Origin of the sequence: Streptomyces sp. TLI_053, assembly GCF_900105395.1 — a bacterium.
Taxonomy (GTDB): domain Bacteria; phylum Actinomycetota; class Actinomycetes; order Streptomycetales; family Streptomycetaceae; genus Kitasatospora.
Genome location: NZ_LT629775.1, coordinates 2,479,482 through 2,500,874 on the forward strand (window position 1 = coordinate 2,479,482; position 21,393 = coordinate 2,500,874).

The window sequence follows — 21,393 nt, forward strand, 5'->3', positions numbered from 1 at the left end:
GTCAGTCGCGGGAGTTGCCGAAGACCAGCCGGTAGAGGATCAGCAGCACCAGGGCACCGCCGATCGCCGACGCCCAGGTCGCCAGGTCGAAGAACTGCGCCGTCACCGGCCGGTCCAGGAACTTCGCGGAGATCCATCCGCCGACGAAGGAGCCCGCGACCCCGATCAGGGTGGTCACCACCAGACCCCCGGGTCCCGCCCCGGCAGCAACAGCTTGGCCAGAGCCCCGGCCACCAGGCCCAGCACGATCCATGCGACGAAGCTCATGCGTCCTCCCACCCTTCGGTCCGTACGGCGGCCCCGTGCACGCCGTACTGCCTGCAGGGACGCCGCTCCACCGCCGGACGGTTCCGGGCCCGGCGGGTCCGCACGCGAAGGTCCGGCGCCCACGGTCCACCGCCGGCACGGCGCCCCCGCCGCCCGCGGTCCGCCGCTGGCGTGGCGTCCTTTCTCGGGACCCGACTGCCCCGGAATACTGCGGCCATGCGCATCCTGATCGCCACCGCCGGCTCACGGGGCGACATCGCCCCCTTCATCGGACTCGGCGTGCGCCTCGAGGCGGCCGGCCATCAGGTGGCCCTGGCCACCCACACCACCTTCACCGACACCGTGCGCGCCGGCGGACTGGAGTTCCGCCCGCTGCCCGTCGACCCGCGCGCCGAACTCGCCTCCGATTCGGGCCAGCGCCTCCTGCGAGCCGGATCCGGACCGCTCGGCCTCCTCCGACTGGTGCGCCTCGCCCGCTCGTTCATGCCCGCCCTCGGCGCGGGCATCGCCGCCGCCGCGGAACCCGGCGCCGACCTCCTCCTCACCACCAGCACGACCGCCGACCTGGGCCAGGCCGTCGCCGAGGCCGCCGGCATCCCCAATATCGCCCTCCACCTCCAACCCCTCTCCCCCACCCGCGAGTTCGCCCCGGCCGTCACCGGCACCCGCAGCCTCGGCGGACCGGGCAACCTGCTCGCCGGCCACGCCGTCCAGACCGCCGTCGACCGGCTCTTCGCCCCCGCGGTCCACGGCCTGCGCCGCCAACTCGGCCTCCCTCCCCGCTCGGTGGCCCACGGCCGACGCAACCGCACCGTGCTGCACGGCTTCTCGCCACGCGTCGTTCCCCGCCCCACCGACTGGCACCCGTCGCTCGGCGTCACCGGCTACTGGTGGCCCCGGACCGACCCCGACTGGCAACCCCCGCCCCGCCTGGTGGACTTCCTCGCCGCCGGACCGCCACCGGTGTTCGTCGGCTTCGGCAGCCTCGTCGTCCCCGACCCCGAACGGCTCACCGCCACCGTCCTCGCCGCCGTCCGCGCCGCCCGCGTCCGCGCCGTCGTCCAGTCCGGCTGGAGCGGCCTCGCCGCACCCGACGACAACGACGACGTCCTCACCATCGGCGACACCCCGCACGACTGGCTGTTCCCCCGCATGGCCGCCACCGTCCACCACGCCGGGGCCGGCACCACCGCCGCCACCCTTCGCGCCGGAACCCCCACCGTCCCCGTCCCCGCCCAGCTCGACGCCCCCTTCTGGTCCGCCCGCCTCACCCGCCTCGGCACCTCCCCCGGCCCGATCCCCCTCCGCCACCTCACCGCTCCGCGCCTCGCCACCGCCATCCGACAGACCCTCGACAACCCCCACCACCGCACCCACGCCCGCACCCTCGCCACCGCCCTGGCCACCGAGGACGGGCCGGCCGCGGTCCTCGCCGCCGTCGATCGCCTGTCCTCCTGACTCGAACGCGCATTCAGCGATACGGTCGACGAAGGCTTCTCGTACACGAAGAGCCCTCGCAGGCACAGCGGCAGAAGGAGACGGCATGGGGTACCGCCCGGATCGACGACAGGTGCTCGGCGGAGTCGCGGCGGCTGTGACAGTCACCGCCCTCTCCGGCGGAGGGCGGGCGTTCGCCGGAGGAACACGCCTGCACGGAGATGAAGTCACCGATCGGCTGCGCGCGCTCGAGCAGTCGCATGCCGCACGGCTGGGCGTCTTCGCCCACAACCTCGCCACGGGGCGGACCGTGGCCCACCGCGCGGACGAACTCTTCCCCATGTGCTCCACGTTCAAGACGATCGCCGTGGCCGCCGTACTGAGGGACCTCGACCGCGACGGCACCTTCCTCGCCGAACGACGGCACTGGACCACGACGGACGTCACGGAATCCGGCTACGCACCGATCACCGGTCTGCCCGAGAACCTCGAAGGCGGTCTGACGATCGAGGAACTGTGCGCGGCGGCGATCCGGTACAGCGACAACGCCGCCGCCAACCTCCTCCTCCGCGAACTCGGCGGCCCCGAGGCCGTCACCCGCTTCTGCCGCTCCGTCGGCGACCGGGTCACCCGCCTCGACCGCTGGGAACCCGCGCTGAACTCCGCCGAACCGGATCGGATCACCGACACCTCCAGCCCCCGCGCCCTCACCCGCACCTACACCCGCCTCACCCTCGGCAGCGCTCTCACCCCGGCCCACCGGCGACGTCTGACCACCTGGCTCCTGACCAACACCACCGGCACGGACCGCCTGCGCGCGGGCCTGCCGAGCACCTGGACCACCGCCGAGAAGACCGGAACCGGCAACTACGGCACCACCAACGACGCCGGCGTCACCCGGCCCCCGACCGGAGGCCCGATCGTGCTGACGGTCCTGTCGACCCAGCACATCGCCGCCGCCCCGGCCGACGAGCCACTGGTCGCCGAAGCGGCCCGGCTGGTCGCCGGCACTCTGGCCTGACCTCCACCCGCCCTCGCCCGAACTCCGGCAACGGGGAAGACGCGCCGCCCCGGTGGACCACGAGGGGCTGACGCCGGTCCACCGCCCGGCGGACCGCTCGGTGCCGTCGCCCCGGGGCGGGCTGCCGGCGGACGGAGCCGTGAGCCGCTGGAGCAAGGCCGCCGGACGCCCCCGGTTCGGGAGCCGTTGAGCCGGCGGAGGGTCGGAGGAGTCCCGTTCCCGGTCCGGCCCCGCTCCGGCCCGGGTCCGGCCCGGGTCCGGCCCCGCTCCGGGAACGGTCAGGCGCCCAGCGCGGGGATGATGTCCGTGCCGTAGGCGTCGATGGTGGATTCGACGGCGTCGTGCATGGCGTAGACGGCGAACTGGTCGACGCCCAGGGCGCGGAGCTGTTCGAGGCGGGCGAGGTGGGTCCCGACCGGGCCGATGACGCAGAAGCGGTCGACGATCGCGTCCGGGACGAAGGCGGTGTCGGGGTTTCCGGCGCGGCCGTGGTGGCTGTAGTCGTAGCCCTGCCGCTCCTTGATGTAGGCGGTGAGTTCCTCCGGGACGAGGCCGGAGTGCTCGCCGTAGTGCCGGACGAGTTCGGCGACGTGGTTGCCGACCATGCCGCCGAACCAGCGGCACTGTTCGCGGGCGTGGGCGAGTGCGGCCGGGGAGTCGTCGGCGGTCACGTAGGCGGGCGCGGCGACGCAGACGGTGAGCGCGTCGGGGTCGCGGCCTGCCTCGGCGGCGGACCGCCGGACGGCCTTGACCATGTACTCGGTGAGGAACGGGTCGGCGAGTTGGAGGATGAAGCCGTCCGCCTGCCGGCCCGTCAGGTCGAGGGCCTTGGGGCCGTAGGCGCCCATCCAGATCGGCAGGCGCGCGCCCTCGCCGACCCAGGGCAGGTGCATCTCGGTGCCGTCGACCTCGGCGGTCCGCCCCTCGGCCAGCTCCTTGACCGCGTGCATGGCCAGGGAGAGCCGGTCGAGGGTGGCGGGCTTGCGGCCGGCGACCCGCATCGCGGAGTCGCCGCGGCCGATGCCGCAGACGGTTCGGTTGCCGAACATGTCGTTGAGCGTGGCGAAGAGGGAGGCGGTGACCTCCCAGGTCCGGGTGGAGGGGTTGGTGACCATCGGGCCGACGGTGAGGGTGGAGGTCTCGGCGAGGATCCGGCTGTAGACGACGAAGGGTTCCTGCCACAGGACGCAGGAGTCGAAGGTCCAGCCGTGGCTGAAGCCGGCCCGCTCGGCGCGGATCATGCGGTCGATGAGCAGGCGGGCGGGCGGGTCGGTCTGCAGGACGAGGCCGATGTCCAAGGCGGGCTCCGGGAGTTGGTCGGGGTTCGGTCGGGAGGGACAACCGGTGGGAGGGGCGCACCGGCCGGCCGGGGAGGGGCGGCCGGCCGGACGGCGGCTCAGTCGAGGTACTGGCAGGTGTCCCGGCGCAGGAAGGCGCCGTGGCCGGCCCGGCCCAGCCAGGTGCCCCGGTCGAGCACCACGGTGCCCCGCGAGAGCACGGTGCGGGCGCGGCCGGTGAGGGTGCGCCCCTCGTACGCCGAGTAGTCGACGTTCATGTGGTGGGTCGCGGCGGAGACGGTCTGGACGGCGTTCGGGTCGTAGACGACGATGTCGGCGTCGGCCCCGGGGGCGAGGGTGCCCTTGCGCGGGTGCAGGCCGAACATCCGGGCCGGGGTGGTGCAGGCGATCTCGATCCAGCGGCGGCGGCTGATCCGCCCGTCGACCACGGCCTGGTGCAGGAGGTCCATCCGGTTCTCCACGCCGGGAAGGCCGTTGGGGATCTTCGAGAAGTCGCCGCGGCCGAGTTCCTTCTGGCCCGTGTAGCAGAACGGGCAGTGGTCGGTGGAGACCACCTGGAGGTCGTTGGTGCGCAGCCCGCGCCAGAGCGCCTCCTGGTGCTCGCGGGGCCGCAGCGGCGTGCTGCACACGTACTTGGCGCCCTCGAAGCCGTCCTCGCCCTCCTCGGCGAGGTTGTCGGTGGAGAGGAAGAGGTACTGCGGGCAGGTCTCGCCGAAGACGGGGAGTCCTTCGTCGCGGGCCCGGGCGAGTTCGGCGAGCGCGGAGGCGGCGGAGACGTGGACCACGTACAGGGGGCTGCCGGCGACCTGCGCGAGCTTGATCGCCCGGTGGGTGGCCTCGGCCTCCAGCAGTTCGCGGCGGACCTCGCCGTGAAAGCGGGGCGCGGTGCGGCCGGCGGCCAGGGCCTGGGCGACGAGGACGTCGATGGCGATGCCGTTCTCGGCGTGCATCATGGTCAACCCGCCGTTGGCGGCGCCGCGTTGCATGGCACGCAGGATGCGGCCGTCGTCGCTGTAGAAGACGCCCGGGTAGGCCATGAACAGCTTGAAGGAGGTGGACTCGCCGGAGTCGACGAGGGTGTCCATCTCCTTGAGGACGGCGTCGTTGACGTCGGAGACGATGGTGTGGAAGGCGTAGTCGATCGCGCAGTTGCCCTCGGCCTTGGCGTGCCAGGCGTCCAGGCCCTCGCGCAGGCTGCCGCCGACCGACTGGACGGCGAAGTCGACGATGGTGGTGGTGCCGCCCCAGGCGGCGGCGCGGGTGCCGGTCTCGAAGGTGTCGGAGGCCTGGGTGCCGCCGAACGGCAGCTCCATGTGGGTGTGGGCGTCGACGCCGCCGGGGACGACGTAGTGGCCGTCGGCGTCGATCACGGTGTCCGCGGTCCAGGAGAGGGCGGCCTCGCTGCCGGTGGCGGCGAGGGCGGCGATCCGTTCGCCCTCGATGAGGACGTCGGCGCGCAGTTCCTCGGTGGCGGTGACGACGAGGCCGCCGCGGACGGCAGTGCGCCCGGTCCGGGCGGTGGCCGTGCCGGTGGCGGGGGTGCTGCGGGGGGTGCTGGTCATGGTGTGCTCGTGCCCCTCTCCGTCAGGCCTCGGTCAGTGGTCCGTACGCCTCCGGGCGGCGGTCGCGGTAGAACGCCCACTGCTGGCGGACCTCCTCGATGAGGTCGAGGTCGAGGTCGCGCACGACCAGTTCCTCCTCCTTGTCGGAGGCCACCTCGCCGACGAACCGGCCGCGCGGGTCGACGAAGTAGGAGGTGCCGTAGAAGTCGTTGTCGCCGTACTCCTCGGTGCCGACGCGGTTGATGGCGGCCACGTAGTAGGCGTTGGCGACGGCGGCGGCCGGCTGTTCGAGCTGCCACAGGTAGGCGGAGAGGCTGCGGCTGGTGGCGGAGGGGTTGTAGACGATCTGCGCGCCGCCCAGGCCCAGGGCGCGCCAGCCCTCGGGGAAGTGCCGGTCGTAGCAGATGTACACGCCGACCTTGCCGACAGCGGTGTCGAACACCGGCCAGCCGAGGTTGCCGGGCTTGAAGTAGTACTTCTCCCAGAAGCCCTTGACCTGCGGGATGTGGTGCTTGCGGTACTTGCCGAGGTAGCTGCCGTCGGCGTCGATCACGGCGGCGGTGTTGTAGTAGACCCCGGGCTGGTCCTCCTCGTAGACGGGGACGACCAGCACCAGGCCGAGCTCGCGGGCGAGTTCGCGCATCCGCCGCACGGTGGGGCCGTCCGGGACGGACTCGGCCCAGCGGTAGTGCTCGGGTTCCTGCACCTGGCAGAAGTACGGGGCGTTGAAGACCTCCTGGAAGCCGAGGATCTTCGCGCCCTGGGCGGCCGCCTCGCGGGCGTGGCGCTCGTGGAGGGCGATCATGCTCTCCTGGTCGCCGGTCCAGCGGGTCTGGACGAGGGCGGCACGGACGATCTGCGACATGGGTACCTCCGCAACTCCGCGGCCCGTCCGGGGGCGGGCCCGCGGTCCGAGGGTCGGCGGGCGGTGCTGCCTGCGGTGGATGTCTACGTGCGTAGAAAGTAGGTGCGTCGACCGTAGGCCCGGCTCCGGTCGCCTGACAATACGTCCGACGCGACGCGGCCGGGGCGATCCTGCCGGGCGGACACGCGGGGTCTCGTAGGTGGGATGAAACGGTCATCTACCCCGGGAGCGCACTCCTTACTCATTCGGGTGAATCCATGATCGGAGCGGGGCGGGACGGGGCAGGAAGGTGGTGACGCCCCCACCGGTCGCGGGTCCGCAGGACCGGACGCGATCCGGACGGGACACGGACGGAGCACGGACGGGCCACGGACCGGACGGGACCGGGGCGTTCGCGGGGCGCGGGGCGCGTCCCCGGGGTCGGGTGGTGGTGCGGTGCTGGAGAGGGGTGGGTCGGTGTGACGGCCGAGGGCAGGGCGGCGGGCGGGGTGTCCGCAGGGGTGAGCGTGCCTTCCGGGAGCGGGGCTTCCGGGAAGTGGGTGTCCTCCGGACGCGGGCTGCCCGCCCGGGGCGGGGTACTGCTCGGGCTCGCGGTGCCGGTGCCCGCCGTGCTCGGCTGGCTGCTGTACGCGCGGCGGACGGCCGCCGACCAGGGCGCCAGGGACGTCCGGCTGCAACTCGCCGGCTCCCGGTCCGCCGCCGAGGCCGTGATCGCCGGGCGGGCCCCGGAGTTCCGCGCCGCGCTGGACGCCGACCTCTGGCTGATCGGCGGCTACACGGTCACCCTTGCGGCGGCCGGGCTGCTCGGGGCCCATGTGTTCACCCGGGCACACTGGCGGTCGGCGGCGCTGGCCGCGGGTCTGGTGGGCGTGCTGGCCGGCGCCTGCGACCTGGCCGAGGACGTCCTGCTGGACGCCGGACTGGGCGCGGCCGGTCCCGGACCGACGGGTGGGGACGCGCCGTTCGCCGCGGCGGCCGCGTTCGCCACGGTCAAATGGCTGCTGCTGCTCCCCTCGGGGGCGGTCGCGGCCGTGGTGTGCGGCGCCACCGTGCACCGGGCGGTGCGCGGGCTGCTGCCGCAGCCGGACGAGGACGGGCACGAGGACGGGGACGGGGCGGGTGACGGGGAGGCGCACGGACGGCGGGGGCGGGAGGCCGACGCCCGCGGCGCGCACGGACGGGGCGGGGCAGGGGCGGCCGCGGGGCCGGATCCGCCCACCGCCGCCGGGCCGCCGCTGATCCCGCCGTGGCCGGTGCTGACCGCGCGGGGCGGGCGCTGGCCGCCCGGGCCGCGGAGCCACGGGCCGCTCACCCGGCAGGCCCGCTGGCACAACGCCGCCAGGGTCCCGCCCGGCCGCGAGCACGCCCGGCTCGGGTTCTGCGTCTCCGGCGGCGGCATCCGCTCGGCCTGCGTCACCCTCGGCGCGCTCCAGGCGCTGCGCCCCTGGCTGAAGCGGGCCCGCTACCTGGTGGCGGTGTCCGGGGGCGGGTACACGGTCGGCGCGATGCAGTTGGCGCTGAGCGACTCCGCACCCGACAGTCCGGTCCGCATGCGCTCCGGCCTGACCGCCGACACCGTGCTCGAACCCGGATCACCCGAGGAGGACCACCTCCGCCGCCACTCCAAGTACCTCGCGGACGGCGCGGGCGAGTGGCTGGTCGCGCTCGGCACCCTGCTGCGGGGCCTGGTCGCGGCGCTCGCGCTGCTGCTCGCCGCCGTCCTGGTGCTCGGCCTCGGCCTGAGCCGGTTCTACCACCTCGTGCCGCTCGCCGACCTGGACGCGCTCGGCACGGCGGGCGGCTCGCCGACCGTCCGGGTGCCCGTCCTGCTCACCCTCGCCGGGCTGCTCTCGGCCGCCGCCACCGGGTGGCTGCTGTGGCTGCTCGCGTTCTCCTGGCTCGGCTGGAACACGCCGCTGCCGCGCCTGCTGCGCCGGTTCTCGCACGGCGCGCTGGCGCTGGCCGTACTGCTCGCGCTGGGTGTGCTGGCCGTCCCCGGTCTGGCCTGGGGAGCGGTGGCGCTGCGGCGGGCGCTCGCGGTCGGCGCCCGGCAGGCCGGCGCCGGCCTCAGCGCCACCGTGCTGCTCAGTTATCTGGCGTTGCTGCTGGGCATCCTCTGGCACGGCCGCCACGCCATCGAGCAGGGCGCGGCGGTGCTCGGCGGTGTCCTGCGCGGAGCCCGTCGCCGTGGTCTCACCGTCCGGATCACCGAGTACCTCGTGCTCTGGTCGGCCCTGACCGCGCTCACCGTCGGCGCACTGCTCGCCTTCGGCTGGGCGGTGGCCACCGGACACACCTGGCCGACCGCCGTGCAGGTGCTGCTGCCGCTGGTCCTGGGCACGGTCGGGCTCAACCTCGACCAGACGTGGATGGGCCTGCACCCCTTCTACCGGCACCGGCTCGCCTCGGCCTTCGCCGTCCGGCGGGCGGTCGAGGGCGGCGAGGCGGGCGGGGAGGCTCTCGCCGGGGCACCCGGGGAGGCACGCGGCGGGGCGGGCGGCGAGGCGGGCTGGGCGGAGGAGGCCGAGCGGGGCGGCGAGGTGCTGGCCCGGCCGTACCACTTCTTCCGCGAGCAGACCCGGCTCAGCCACTACGGCGCCCGTCGTCCGGACTTCCCCCAGGTGATCTTCGCGGCGGCGGCCAACCTGTCCGGCAGCGCGCGGACGCCGCCCGGCCGGCGGGCGGTGTCGTTCACCTTCTCCTCCGACTACGTGGGCGGCCCGGACGTCGGGTACGCGCGCACCGACCTGCTGGAGCGGCGCACCCGGCGGCACATCGCCCGGGACCTCACGGTGCAGTCCGCGATGGCCGTCTCCGGCGCCGCGTTCTCCTCCGCGATGGGCCGTCGGTCCCGGGCCTACCAGGGGCTGTTCGCGATCACCAATGCCAGGCTGGGCACCTGGCTGCCCAACCCGGCCGCCCTCGCCCCGCTCTGGGCCGCCGACCGGGACTGGCGGTACGCCCCGCAGCCCACCGTGCGCCGGCTGTCGTACCAGCTGCGGGAGGCGTTCGGGCGGTACCCGATGGACGCGCGGTTCCTGCTCACCACCGACGGCGGGCACTACGAGAACCTCGGCCTGGTCGAGTTGCTGCGGCACGGTGTGCGGACGGCGGTGTGCGTCGACGCGAGCGGCGACTCCGCCTTCGCGGGGTCGCTGGCGGCGGCGATCACCCTCGCCAGGGAGGAGCTGGGCATCGCCATCACCCTCCGGGAACCGGACCTGCTGGTCCCGGGCAGCGCCGGGGGCGGCGGGCGCGAGCACGGCGGGAGCGGCGAGCACGGCGGGAGCGGCGGGAGCGGGGGCGGGCGGGCACCGTTGCGCGGTCTGGCGGCGCGGCTGGCCGAGCGGCTGGCCGCCCGGGCGGTCGTGGTCGGCGACATCGTGTACCCGTGGCCGCTGGAGTTCGGGGGCTCCGACGGCGGCGGATCGACCCGGCACGGCACGCTGATCGTCGCGCAGGCCGTCCTGACCCCCGACATGCCGTACGAGCTGCACGCCTACGCGATGGGTGATCCGGCCTTCCCGTACGACGGCGCCGGCGACCAGTGGTTCGACCACCGGCAGTTCGACGCCTACCAGACCCTCGGCCGGTACCTGGGCGAGCAGGCGGGCCCGGTCGTCGAAGCGGCGCTGGCCGGGGCGGTGGCGGGAACGGCAGGGGGGACGGCAGCGGAACGGGGAACAGGGGCCAGCGGGGGCGGGGGCGGGAGCGGGGGCGGGGCAAAGGACGGCGGGGCCGAACGGCCGGGCCGGGGTCGGGACCGGAGCGGAACCGTCCCGGCCCCCGGAGCGCCGCCCGCGGCCGAACGGGCTCCGACCGGGTCCGACCAGGGGCGCGACGGGCAGCCGTGACCGCGCTCGCTTGACTCGCGCCCGTCCCGTCGGGAAGGATCCGGCGCATGGACACCGGCACCACTCTGGTCTGCCGCCTGCACGTCGACCTCCGACGCCAGGCGAGTTCCATCTGTGCCTGTTGACCCTGTTCCTTCCCGCCGGTTCCACCCTGTGACCTTCGCCAGGGCCCGCGCCGCGCACCCGCTCTCCTGACGCCACGCCGCCCGGCACGTCCGTGCCGCACCGCCGGTCCGACCGGTGCGGCACCGCACGGCGACGCAGCAGTCCGCCCCGTCCGCCCCCGCCGCTCCATGTCCCACGGCGGCGCGCGGGCAGCACGGCGAACCGCTCCACGACCACCGCCCGCCCGTTCCGAGGACACCCACATGAACCTGGACCTCGCACTCGACAAGCCCGCCGCCGTCACGATCCCGCCGGTTCCGACGCCGGCGCCCGCAGCAACTCCTGCACCCGCACCCGCACCCACGACGGCTCCAGCTCCCACGCCCGCACCCTCCGGGGAGGGCGCCGCGCCGCTCACCCCGAACGCGCTGCGGGAGATCGTCCGCGAACTGGCCGAGCAGCCGGAGCAGTGGATCCACCACGTCCGCCTCTCCACCGAGGAACGCTGGTACCGGCGGCTTGCCGCCGACGAGCAGCACGAGGTCTGGCTGATCAGCTGGCTGCCCGGCCAGTCCACGGGCTTCCACGACCACGGCGGCTCCCGCGGGGCGTTCACCGTCGCGCTGGGCGAGCTGGAGGAGCTGTCGCTGGGCGGTCCCGAGCAGGGGCTGCTGATCCGGCGGATCGGCTCCGGCACCACCCGGGCCTTCGGCCCCGAGTACGTGCACGACGTCCGCAACACCGCGTCCGGCCCGGCCGTGACGCTGCACGCCTACTCCCCGCCGCTCAACTCCATGGCGCACTACGAACTGCGGGCCGGTGGCCTGGTCCGCACCTCCGAGGAAGGACCCGACCAGTGGTGACCACGATCGACGACCTGGTGGCCCGCGCGAGGGAAGGGGTGCACCGCCCCGGCCCGGACGAGGCGCTGCGGGCGCAGCGCGCCGGCGCGCTGCTGGTGGACATCCGCCCGGCGGCCCAGCGCGCGGCCGAGGGGGAGATCCCCGACACGCTGATCATCGAACGCAATGTGCTGGAGTGGCGGCTCGACCCGACGGGCAGTCACCGGATCCCGGAGGCCACCGGCTACGACCTGGAGGTGGTCGTGGTGTGCTCGGAGGGGTACGCGTCGAGTCTGGCCGCCGCCTCGTTGCGCGAGCTGGGTCTGCACCGGGCGACCGACCTGGACGGCGGCTTCGTCGCCTGGGCGGCGGCCGGACTGCCGACCCGTCAGGAAGGCTGAGGTTCCGCCTCGGGGCACGCGCCCCGCACTCCCCGCACGCGCGTCGGCCGCCCCTGGTGAATCCGACCACGCCCGGTAAATCAGGGACACCGGGTTCACCAGGTCATAGGCTGATCAGAGTTTCCGCCGGTCCGAAGGCGGGCAATCGCGCGACCGACAGGCACAGCACAGCGACAGGCCGACGGACCGGCACAGCGACAGAAACCACCATCGGCGCCGCCACCGGGAGCCGCCGAGACGAGGAAACCCCCCGTGATCAGATTCGACGGCGCGGGCAAGCGCCACCCCGACGGCACGGTCGCCGTCGAGGGCCTCGACCTCGACGTCCCCACCGGTCGGACGACCGTGCTGGTCGGCCCGTCCGGCTGCGGGAAGACCACCCTGCTGCGGATGGTCAACCGCATGGTCGAACCGACCTCGGGACGGGTCCTGCTGGACGGCACCGACGTGGCGGCACTGGACCCGGCCAAGCTGCGGCGCGGCATCGGCTACGTGATCCAGCAGGCCGGGCTGTTCCCGCACCGGCGGGTGATCGACAACATCGCGACCGTTCCCTATCTGCTCGGCTGGGACCGGAAGAAGGCCCGCGCCCGGGCGGCCGAACTGCTCGACCTGGTGGGGCTGGCCCCGGAGACCGCCAAGCGGTACCCGTTCCAGCTCTCCGGCGGCCAGCAGCAGCGCGTGGGTGTGGCGCGCGCGCTGGCCGCGGACCCGCCGGTGCTGCTGATGGACGAGCCGTTCAGCGCCGTCGACCCGGTGGTCCGCGCCGGGCTGCAGGAGGAGCTGCTCCGCCTCCAGTCCGAGCTGCACAAGACGGTGCTGTTCGTCACCCACGACATCGAGGAGGCGGTCCGGCTCGGCGACCAGGTGGTGGTGCTGCGCGAGCGCGGCCGGATCGCCCAGCTCGCCGATCCGCACACGCTGCTCACGGCGCCCGCGGACCTGGACGTCGCCGCCTTCCTCGGCCGTGACCGGGGTCTGCGCGGGCTCGGGCTGCGACCGGCCGTCTCGGTGGCCGTCCGGCCGATACCCGGCGGTCCGGGCGACCAGACCGCCGGACGGTCTCCGCACGGGGTCCGGTTCGGCGGCTGGGAACTGATGCTGGACGACGGACGGCGGCCGATCGGCTGGATCGACCGGGACGCGGCGGGCGCGGCCCTGGAGCCGGCGCCCGGGTTCCGGCCGGACGCCGACACCCTGCGTGCCGCCCTGGACGCGGCGGTGCTGTCCCCCACCGGGATCGCCGTCGCCCTGGACCCCGACGGCCGCGCGATCGGCACGGCCGACCGCGAGGCGGTCCTGGCCGCGCTCGCGACCCGGCCGCCCGCGACGACGGCCGGGAGCGCCCGGGCCGGGACCGGCGGGCCGCAGGCCGAAACTGCCCAAGCCGAAACGGCCCAGGCCCAGGCGGCCCGGGCGGAGACGGCCCAGGCCCAGGCCGAGACGGACGGAGTCGGCGGTGGACGATGAACCGCTCGTCCGCTGGTACTGGATCGGCGACCATCTCGGCTACCTCGGCGACCTGCTCGCCGACCACGCCGTCATCGCCCTCGTCCCGGTCCTGATCGGCCTGCTGCTGGCGGTCCCGCTCGGCCTGGCCTGCACCCGGTTCCCGCGCCTCTACCAGCCGCTCGCCGCCGTCTTCAACATCGTCTACGCCCTGCCCTCGCTGGCCGTCTTCGTGGTTCTCATCCCCTACACCGGGCTGGCCACCCAGGCCACCGTGATGATCCCGCTGACCTTCTACGCGGTCGCCGTGCTGCTGCCGACCACCGTGGACGGGCTGCGTGCCGTCCCCGACCCGGTGCGGCAGGCCGCGACCGCGATGGGGTACGGACCGTGGCACCGGCTGGCCGCCGTCGAACTGCCCGCCGCCGTCCCCTACCTGGTGGCCGGTCTGCGGGTGGCGGCCGTCTCCAGCATCTCGCTGGCCTCGGTCGGCGCGCTGGTCGGCCGGGGCGGCCTCGGCTATCTGTTCGTCGACGGCTTCCAGCGCACCTTCCCGACCCCGATCGTGGCCGGGATCGTCCTGATCGCGGTGCTCGCGCTGGCCGTGGACCTGCTGCTGGTCGGCGCCCGCCGGGTGCTCGCCCCCTGGGCCGTCCGGGAGAAGGGAGCGGGGCAGTGAACTGGTTGACCTGGCTGGGGGACTTCTTCTCTGCCCCGGACCGCCGCAGCGGTTCGAACGCGATCGCCCACCGGATCGCCGAGCACCTGCTGCTCTCCGGTGAGGCCCTGCTCTGCGCCGCGCTGCTGGCCGTCCCGCTCGGGCTGCTGATCGGCTACACCGGGCGCGGCGTCACCGTGGTGACCGCGATGGCCGGCGCGGCCCGCGCACTGCCGACGCTCGGGCTGGTGACGCTGGCGGTCCTGCTCGCGGGAGTCGGCGACACCGCCGTCCTGGTGCCGCTGGTGGCGCTGGCGGCGCCGCCGCTGCTGGTCGCCGCCGTCGAGGGGGTCCGGGGCACCGACCCGGACGTGCGGGACGCGGCCCGCGGGGTCGGGCTGACGCATCCGCAGGTGCTGTGGCAGGTCTGCCTGCCGTCGGCGCTGCCGACCCTGCTGGCCGGCTTCCGGACCGCGACGGTGCAGGTCATCGCGACCGCGACGGTGGCCGCGTACGTCGGGCTCGGCGGCCTCGGCCGGTACGTCGTCGACGGGTTGGCCACCCGGGACTACGCGGCGACGGTCGGCGGCGCGCTGCTGGTCGTCCTGCTGGCGGTCGCGGCCCAGGCGTTCTTCGCCCTGCTGGCCCGGTACGCGCTCCCGCCCGGGCTGCGGGCGCAGCAGCGGGCCGCGGACCGCCGGTCGTCGTGACCGCGCGGGCCGGCGTCCCGGCCACCGGCTGCCGGAGCCCGGCTCCCGGCCCGCCCGTTCTTCGCCTTCCCTTTCCGCTGCTTCCGGCTCCGGTTCCGCCTGCGGCCCCGCTGCGGGTGTCGCCTGTGGTCCGGACCCGGGACACTCCGTTCGCCCTGCCCGAGTTGACCACCCCGAGAGGACATCTGTCACCATGTCGACATTCACTCCGCTGAGCGGCTCCGCGACCCCGAGGCCGACCGGAGCGGCGGCGGTGCGCCGGACCGCCTCCGTGGCGGCCCTGGCCGCGCTCGCCCTCGCCGCGACCGCCTGCTCCTCCTCCGGCGGCGACCCGCTGGGCGGCGGCGCGTCGACCTCGGCGGCCGCCGGGACCGGTACTTCCGCGGCCGCCGCCCCAGGGGGGACGGTCGTGGTCGGCTCCGCGAACTTCCCCGAGAACGTGCTGCTCGGCTCGATCTACGCCCAGGCGCTCCGGGCCAAGGGGGTCAAGGTCGAGGAGAAGTTCAACATCGGCAGCCGCGAGGTGCTCTACGGGCAGCTGCAGAGCGGCAGCCTCTCCGTCCTGCCCGAGTACAACGGCGCGCTGCTCGCCTACCTGGGCGGCAAGTCGGCCGACCCGACCGCGGCGGCGGTCAATGCCGAGCTGACGAAGACGCTGCCCGCCTCGCTGGGGATCCTGGAGTCCTCGCCCGCCGAGGACAAGGACACCCTGAGCGTCAGCCAGGAGAGCGCCGACAAGCTCGGGCTCAAGAGCATCGCGGACCTGGCTGCCAAGGCGGGCGAGTTCACCATCGGCGGCCCGCCGGAGTTCAAGTCGCGGCAGGAGCAGCCGCTGAAGGACGTCTACGGTCTGACCTTCAAGGAGTGGAAGTCCACCGGCGAGACCACGGCCAACGCCGTCAAGGACGGCTCGATCCAGGTCGGCAACGTCTTCTCCACCGATCCGAAGATCACCCAGCTGAAGCTCGTGCCGCTCACCGATCCGAAGAACCTGTTCGGCGCCCAGAACGTCACGCCGCTGGTCAACAAGGCCAAGGTGGACGCGACGGCGACCGGTGCGCTCAACGCGGTGTCGGCCAAGCTGGACACGGCGGGGCTGCTGGCGCTGATGAAGAAGGTCGCGGTGGACAAGGAGGACCCGTCGGCGGTGGCCAAGGAGTGGCTGAAGAGCAGCGGACTGTCCTGACCTCCGGGTCGGAGGGAAGCCGCCGCGGGGCGGGACCGGTCGGGAGGACGGTCCCGCCCCGCGGCGGCTTCCGGCCTCCGACTCCCCTCCCCTCCCCTCCCCTCCCCTCCCCTCCGGCTTCCGTAGCCGGCGAGAGCGAGAGCGAGGGACGGGCGAGGGACGGGCACGGGGCGTCGATCCCGGGCCGGAGAGATCTTCCCTTGAGCGGCGCGAACATGACAGTGTGACGGCATGCGCACTCGCCTTCTCGCCGCCACCCTCACGGCATTCGCCGCGGTGAGCCTCGCCGCGTGCTCCAGCTCCGGCTCGGGCTCCGGCACCACCGCCGCCGGCACCACTGCCCCCGCCTCCCCCGGCGTGTCGGCCACCGCGACCGATTCCGGACCCGCCCCGGGAGCCACCGACGCGCCCGGCACGGGAGGCGCCGGCACGACCGGCAGCACCGCCGGCTCCACCCCCGGCGGGACGGCCGGGAGCTCGGCCGGAACGACCGCCGGAACGAGCACCGGAACGACCGGGTCCGCGACCGCGAACCCGCCCGCCCCGGCCGCCACCGGACCCGCCCCGGCCACCGGTGCCCCCGCCGACTCCCCGGCCCCGGCGGGCACCGACAAGCCGCCGGCCGATCCCCCGGCCGCGCCGAAGCCGGCCCCGCCCACCGACGCGGGACTGCCCGGCAAACCCGCCGCCGACGTCACGGCGCAGCTGGTCGCCGCCCTGGACGCGATCGATCCGGCGATCGTCGGTGGCAAGCCCGAGCAGGCCGTCGACCGGGCCCGCAACCAGTGCCAGGCGATGTACCAGTTCCCGAAGGACCGGGCCAAGTTGATCGACCTGGCGAACCAGCGCTTCACGGATCCCGCCCACCCTCAGGGTTTCGGGGCCGAGAAGTCGGAAAAAATCCTCGACGCGCTGCGAACCGTTCTCTGCCCGTCGGTCTGAGCCAGGCCCGACGGACCCCGATCGGCCCGGTGTCCTGAGCGCCGGGCCCGCCGTGGCCGCGCGCGACGACCACCCGCGCGGCCACGGCACACACCTGCCACCGGCTCAGACGCAGCTCCAGGCGGTGTCCTTGTCGTCGGACGAGACGAAGTGGTCCATGGCTCCTCCTTTCCAGGGGTAGACGCGTACGGGCACGGGCGTCGACGGCGGGCGCGCCGGCGGACCGGCACACCCGCGGACGGACGCGTACAGGCGGAACGGACAACGGGACGGTGGACGCACCGCGCGCGCCGACCGGTGCCCCGACGGACCGGAAAGCGTCCCTGGCGGGCACCGGTACGGGCCGACGTCACCACGAGCCGACGTCACCACGGGCGGACGTCACGACGCGGAGGCGTCACAACACGGAGGCGCCACAACACCGAGGCGTCACAGCTGAGAGCGTCACGGTGCGGGGGCACCGCGGCGCGAGAGGTGTTCGGGCCCGCCGACGGAGAGGGCGGCGGACGAGCGGCGAGGCGAACGGACACGGTCCGGCCACCGGCCGCCGGAGGCGGCGGGCGGGGACCCGGGAGCCGGGGACTCACGCCTGCGGGCGGCAGCCGCCCTCTCTGTCGAGCTTCCAGTCGAGGTCTCGCATGACTCCGATGATGTCCGAGCGTCCGCACCGGTCACAACCGGATTGTTCGACGGTTGACCGATCCTCGGCCAACCTCACCCCTTCGCTGACGAACTGTTAGGACTCTTGACAGACGAGTGGTCTAGTCCAACCATAGGCATGTCGATCCGACCGGGATGCACTGTGGGGGTGTGACCACCGGCGGCTGAGGCGCTGTCCTGCCCTGCTCCGCTCCGCCCCCAGGCCCCGTCACGGCCCCTGCCCGCGTCCGCGCGCGCCGCCCGCCGTGCCCTGCGTCCTTGGGGTTTGCACACCCCCGAGCACCGCCCCGCCGTACGGCCGAAAAGCTCCTCTCCCGGCCCGGCACGCCCACCCCGCGCGTCCACCGAGGACGCCGCGGCACAGTCCCGCACGCTTCACCAACGTCCTGCCCCACCACGTCTGTTGGAGAAACAATGCGTCTACCCAGATCACTTCGGGCCGCCCTGACGGCCTGCGTCACGCTCGTCGCGTCGGCCGGCCTGGTCGCCGGCGCGACGACGGCGGGCGCGGCGCCGACCGGCCCGGCCACCGCCGAGGCCGCGGCGGCGACCCCGCTCCCCACCCGGGTGTTCGCCCCCTACTTCGAGTCCTGGACCGGCGAGAGCCCCGCCACGCTGGCCGCGCAGTCCGGCGCCAAGTACCTGACGATGGCGTTCCTGCAGACCGCCACCAAGGGCTCCTGCACCCCGTACTGGAACGGCGACACCTCGCTGCCCGTCGCGCAGTCCTCGTTCGGCGCCGACTTCGCCAAGATCCGTGCCAACGGCGGCGACGTCATCCCGTCGTTCGGCGGCTACACCGCCGACACCACCGGCACCGAACTGGCCGACAGCTGCACCGATGTCAACCAGATCGCCGCCGCCTACGAGAACCTCATCACCACGTACGACATCAGCCGGATCGACCTCGACATCGAGGTCGACTCGCTGGACAACTCGGCCGGTGTCGACCGCCGCAACAAGGCGATCAAGCTGGTCCAGGACTGGGCCGCCACCAACGGCCGGAAGATCCAGTTCTCCTACACGCTGCCGACCACCACCAGCGGCCTCGCCGCCAGCGGGCTCGCGGTGCTGAAGAACGCCGTCACCAACAACGCCAAGATCGACGTCGTCAACATGATGACGTTCGACTACTACGACAACGCCGCGCACGACATGGCGGCCGACACCCAGACCTCCGCCAACGGTCTGTACAACCAGCTGGCGAAGCTCTACCCGACCAAGACCCCCGCGCAGCTGTGGGGTTCGATCGGCATCACCGAGATGATCGGCGTCGACGACTTCGGCCCGGCCGAGACCTTCACGCTCGCCAACGCCAACACCGTCTACAACTGGGCGGTCTCGAAGGGCATCAACACGCTGTCCTTCTGGGCGCTGCAGCGCGACAACGGCAGCTGCGCGGGCGCCGCCGCCCGTGACGACTGCTCCGGGATCGCGCAGAACACCTGGGACTTCACCAAGATCTTCGCGCCGTTCACCAGCAACACCCAGCCGGTGAACGACTTCTCGGTCGGCGTGACCCCCAACTCGGGCACCGTCGTGGCCGGTTCGTCGGCGACGGCGACCGTCAGCACCGCCGTGGTCTCCGGTTCGGCGCAGAACGTCGCCCTCACCGTCAGCGGCGCCCCGGCCGGCGTCACCGCCACCGTCAACCCCGGTAGCGTCACCGCCGGTTCCCCGGCGACGCTGACCGTCGCCACCACCGCCGCCACCACCCCGGGCACCTACCCGCTCACGGTGACCGGCACCGCCGCCTCCGGCAGCCACACCGCCACCTACACGCTGAAGGTGACGAGCACCCAGCCCGGCAACGACTTCTCGGTCGGCGTGAGCCCCGCCGCCGGTTCGGTCACCGCCGGTTCCTCGGCGACCGCGACCGTCGGCACCACCGTGGTCTCCGGTTCGGCGCAGAACGTCGCCCTCACCGTCAGCGGCGCCCCGGCCGGCGTCACCGCCACCGTCAACCCCGGTAGCGTCACCGCCGGCTCCTCGGCGACGCTGACCGTCGCCACCACCGCCGCCACCACCCCGGGCACCTACCCGCTCACGGTGACCGGCACCGCCGCCTCCGGCAGCCACACCAGCACCTACACGCTGACCGTCACCGGCGTCACGCTGCCCGGCGGGCTCGTGAACGGCGGTCTGGAGACCGGCAGCCTCGGCCCGTGGACCTGCCAGACCGGCGGCAGCGTGGTGAGCACCCCGGTCCACTCCGGCTCGTACGCGCTCCAGGCGGCGGCCAACGCGTCCCAGACCGGCCAGTGCTCGCAGACCGTCACCCTGGCGCCGAACAAGGCCTACACCCTGACCGGCTGGGTCCAGGGCAGCTACGCCTACGTCGGCGTGAGCGGTGGCGCCACCGGCTCCACCTGGACCAGCGCATCCGGCTGGACCAAGCTCAGCGTCCCGTTCACCACCGGCGCCTCCGGGACCGTGACCGTCTACCTGCACGGCTGGTACGGCCAGGGCAGCGTCTACGGCGACGACTTCTCGATCGCCTGAGCGTCCCTGAACGTCCCTGACGGCCTGACGGCCTGACGCTCCTGACGGAGCCCGACGGTTCTCTACGGGACCTGACGGTTCCCGACCCCCGCCGGGGTGCCACGACCAGCTGTCGTGGCACCCCGGCGGACTGCGTCCGGCGGCTTCCGGGGCCGGGAACGACCGGGCGGGAGGCGGGCACCGCCGGACCGGCGCCGGACCGGCTACGCGGCGGCCGGCTCCGCCGCCTCGGCCGGAGCGGTCCGCGCGGGCCGCAGGAGCAGCAGGTAGGACGCGGCGGAGAGCACCGCGCAGCTGAGCACGACGACCGCGAGCAGCACCGCCGACGGGCTGCCGCCCAGGCTGCTGAGCGGGGCGACCACGGCGCCGCAGAGGAAGGTGCCGGTGCCGAGGAGCGCGGAGGCGGAACCGGCGGACTGCGGGGCGACCAGACTCAGCGCGCGGGCGGCCGAGTTCGGCAGGACCATGCCGAGGCTGGCCATCATCACGAAGAGCGAGGCGCACACCGCGACCAGCCCGAGGTCCCAGACCGCCGTGACCAGGACCAGGGACACCCCGGCGGCGATCATCACCGCGAGGCCCGTGCGCATCAGCGCCCCCGCGGTGAACCGGGGCGCGAGGACCCGCCCGTTGAGCTGGGTGGCGCCGACGATCGCCACCGAGTTGAGCCCGAACAGCAGGCTGTAGGTCTGCGGCGACACGTGGTAGACGTGCTGGAGCACCACCGAGGAGCCGCTGATGTAGCCGAACAGCGCGCCGAAGGCGAAGGTGCTGGTCAGCAGCAACCCCAGGAACGGCAGGTTGCGCAGCAGCCCGCCCATGGTGCGCAGGGTGCTGCTCAGGCCGCCGCCGCGCCGGGCGGAGGCCGGGAGGGTCTCGCGCAGGGCGGCGAAGGCCACCAGGGTGAGGAGGAGGCCGAGGGCGGCCAGGGCGCCGAAGGTGCCGCGCCAGGAGGTGAAGCGCAGCATCTGGGCGCCGAAGAGCGGCGCCAGGATCGGGGCCAGGCCGGATATCAGGGTGATCGAGGCGAGGAAGCGGATCATCGCGACGCCCTCGAAGCGGTCGCGGGCGACGGCCCGGCCGATGACCAGTCCGGCGGCGCCCGCAGCGCCCTGGACGAAGCGTGCCGCGATCAGCACGGTCAGGTCGGGGGCGATCACGCAGACGACGCTGGCGAGGGTGTAGACGACGAGTCCGACGAGCAGGGGCGGACGGCGCCCGAAGCGGTCACTGAGGGGACCGAAGATCAGCTGCCCGGCCGCCACACCGAACATCGAGAAGGTGAGGGTGAGCTGGACGGCGGCCGGTTCGGCCACGAGGTCCTCGGCGATCGCGGGCAGACCGGGCAGGTAGAGGTCGGTGGTGAGGGGGCCGAGAGCGACCAGACCGCCGAGGACGACGATGGCGGCACGGCCGCTCGCACCGGCGGCGGCAGATGCGTCGACGGCGGGTGCATCGGCGGCAGCGGCTTCGCCGGAAGTGGCATCGCCGGGAGTGGCGGGGACGGCGGGGGCGGTCGACGTGTCACCGGCAGAGCCGGCGGTCGGACCAGGCATGGGGCTCCTCTCGGAACGAGCACGGCGATCGTGCTCGCTCCGTCCTACCCCAGTGCCCCGGGCCACCGACAGCCGGGG

Annotated in this window: 16 protein-coding genes and 1 pseudogene; 12 read left to right on the forward strand and 5 right to left on the reverse strand. The window is 74.1% G+C overall.

The features are described from left to right. Window position 1 precedes the first annotated feature (1 nt). Window positions 2–267: pseudogene (locus BLU95_RS09830) on the reverse strand (GlsB/YeaQ/YmgE family stress response membrane protein). Window positions 268–483: 216 nt separating this feature from the next. On the opposite strand from BLU95_RS09830, the gene BLU95_RS09835 reads away from it, so the two are divergent. Together BLU95_RS09835 and bla are read left to right on the forward strand one after the other, a co-directional pair. After that, window positions 484–1,725, forward strand: a complete 1,242-nt coding sequence (locus BLU95_RS09835) for a glycosyltransferase (RefSeq protein WP_093859669.1) — start codon at window positions 484–486, stop codon at window positions 1,723–1,725. Window positions 1,726–1,810: 85 nt separating this feature from the next. Continuing rightward, the gene (gene bla, locus BLU95_RS09840; RefSeq protein ID WP_093859670.1) at window positions 1,811–2,725 is read left to right on the forward strand and encodes a class A beta-lactamase; all 915 of its coding nucleotides are present in this window, start codon (window positions 1,811–1,813) and stop codon (window positions 2,723–2,725) included. A gap of 278 nt (window positions 2,726–3,003) precedes the next feature. Here the strand turns inward: bla and BLU95_RS09845 are convergent, their stop codons facing one another. The 3 genes from BLU95_RS09845 to BLU95_RS09855 all read right to left on the reverse strand — a co-directional run bounded on the left by BLU95_RS09845 (window position 3,004) and on the right by BLU95_RS09855 (window position 6,450). Beyond that, entirely contained in the window at window positions 3,004–4,023 is a 1,020-nt protein-coding gene (locus tag BLU95_RS09845; RefSeq protein WP_093859671.1) for a TIGR03842 family LLM class F420-dependent oxidoreductase, read from the reverse strand. Between the two features lie 98 nt (window positions 4,024–4,121). Continuing rightward, window positions 4,122–5,585, reverse strand: coding sequence for a dihydropyrimidinase (hydA, locus tag BLU95_RS09850; protein ID WP_093859672.1), 1,464 nt, complete (start codon window positions 5,583–5,585; stop codon window positions 4,122–4,124). A 22-nt stretch (window positions 5,586–5,607) separates the two neighbouring features. Beyond that, the gene (locus BLU95_RS09855; protein ID WP_093859673.1) at window positions 5,608–6,450 is read right to left on the reverse strand and encodes a nitrilase-related carbon-nitrogen hydrolase; all 843 of its coding nucleotides are present in this window, start codon (window positions 6,448–6,450) and stop codon (window positions 5,608–5,610) included. A 539-nt stretch (window positions 6,451–6,989) separates the two neighbouring features. Here BLU95_RS09855 and BLU95_RS09860 point away from each other — a divergent pair. From BLU95_RS09860 to BLU95_RS09900, 10 genes are all read left to right on the forward strand, one after another. Then, window positions 6,990–10,304: a hypothetical protein gene (locus BLU95_RS09860; RefSeq protein WP_093859674.1), complete on the forward strand. Its 3,315-nt coding sequence runs from the start codon at window positions 6,990–6,992 to the stop codon at window positions 10,302–10,304. A 47-nt stretch (window positions 10,305–10,351) separates the two neighbouring features. Further along, entirely contained in the window at window positions 10,352–10,429 is a 78-nt protein-coding gene (locus BLU95_RS45530) for a putative leader peptide (protein WP_106981192.1), read from the forward strand. 243 nt (window positions 10,430–10,672) lie between these two features. After that, on the forward strand, window positions 10,673–11,272 hold the full coding sequence (locus tag BLU95_RS09865; protein ID WP_093859675.1) for a cysteine dioxygenase: 600 nt from the start codon (window positions 10,673–10,675) through the stop codon (window positions 11,270–11,272). Next, entirely contained in the window at window positions 11,266–11,652 is a 387-nt protein-coding gene (locus BLU95_RS09870; protein ID WP_093859676.1) for a rhodanese-like domain-containing protein, read from the forward strand. The genes BLU95_RS09865 and BLU95_RS09870 overlap by 7 nt, the downstream gene beginning before the upstream one ends. Before the next feature lie 252 nt (window positions 11,653–11,904). Continuing rightward, window positions 11,905–13,122: an ABC transporter ATP-binding protein gene (locus BLU95_RS09875; protein WP_093859677.1), complete on the forward strand. Its 1,218-nt coding sequence runs from the start codon at window positions 11,905–11,907 to the stop codon at window positions 13,120–13,122. Beyond that, complete coding sequence (locus BLU95_RS09880) at window positions 13,112–13,780, forward strand: ABC transporter permease (protein ID WP_093859678.1); 669 nt, start codon at window positions 13,112–13,114, stop codon at window positions 13,778–13,780. Before BLU95_RS09875 ends, BLU95_RS09880 begins: the two co-directional genes overlap by 11 nt. Then, window positions 13,777–14,469: an ABC transporter permease gene (locus BLU95_RS09885; RefSeq protein WP_197698742.1), complete on the forward strand. Its 693-nt coding sequence runs from the start codon at window positions 13,777–13,779 to the stop codon at window positions 14,467–14,469. The genes BLU95_RS09880 and BLU95_RS09885 overlap by 4 nt, the downstream gene beginning before the upstream one ends. A 193-nt stretch (window positions 14,470–14,662) precedes the next feature. Beyond that, a complete protein-coding gene (locus BLU95_RS09890) occupies window positions 14,663–15,655 on the forward strand; it encodes an ABC transporter substrate-binding protein (RefSeq protein WP_093859679.1) in 993 nt (330 codons plus the stop codon). Window positions 15,656–15,886: 231 nt separating this feature from the next. Then, on the forward strand, window positions 15,887–16,597 hold the full coding sequence (locus tag BLU95_RS09895) for a hypothetical protein (RefSeq protein ID WP_093859680.1): 711 nt from the start codon (window positions 15,887–15,889) through the stop codon (window positions 16,595–16,597). 1,074 nt (window positions 16,598–17,671) lie between these two features. Next, on the forward strand, window positions 17,672–19,759 hold the full coding sequence (locus BLU95_RS09900; protein WP_093859681.1) for a glycosyl hydrolase family 18 protein: 2,088 nt from the start codon (window positions 17,672–17,674) through the stop codon (window positions 19,757–19,759). Between the two features lie 203 nt (window positions 19,760–19,962). Here the strand turns inward: BLU95_RS09900 and BLU95_RS09905 are convergent, their stop codons facing one another. Further along, a complete protein-coding gene (locus BLU95_RS09905) occupies window positions 19,963–21,315 on the reverse strand; it encodes a multidrug effflux MFS transporter (protein WP_093859682.1) in 1,353 nt (450 codons plus the stop codon). Between the last annotated feature and the right edge of the window lie 78 nt (window positions 21,316–21,393).